A 413-nucleotide genomic window follows, 5' to 3' on the forward strand; every position below is an offset into this window, starting at 1 on the left:
GCTGGTGTTCGCGCCGCATTTCAATTCCTACCGCCGGCTGCGCCCGCGCTCCTACGCGCCGACCGCGGTGGCGTGGGGCTACGAGAACCGCATGGTGGCGATCCGCATTCCCGGCGGCCCCGCCGCGGCGCGCCGCATCGAGCACCGCGTGTCCGGCGCCGACGCCAATCCCTACCTGGTGCTGGCCGCTATCCTTGGCGCGGCGCTCGTCGGGATCGAAAAGGAACTGTCGCCCGGCGAGCCGACCGGCGGCGAGGGACAAGGACTCACGCTGGCGAAGCTGCCGCCGGACTGGGCCTCGGCCATCGCCAGCTTCGAAAGCGGGCCGCTCGTCGCCGAGATCTTCCCGGCCACGCTGCGCCAGTCCTTCGTCGCCTGCAAGCGCCAGGAATTGAACACCTTCGCGCTCAATG

Annotated in this window: 1 pseudogene; it reads left to right on the top strand. The window is 70.7% G+C overall.

The window, feature by feature from the left end:
- Window positions 1-413 (top strand): annotated as a pseudogene (locus EOA29_RS40480) (glutamine synthetase); the annotation flags it as partial.

The sequence above is a fragment of the Mesorhizobium sp. M1E.F.Ca.ET.063.01.1.1 genome (genome assembly GCF_003998155.1).
In the GTDB taxonomy this organism is placed as follows: domain Bacteria; phylum Pseudomonadota; class Alphaproteobacteria; order Rhizobiales; family Rhizobiaceae; genus Mesorhizobium.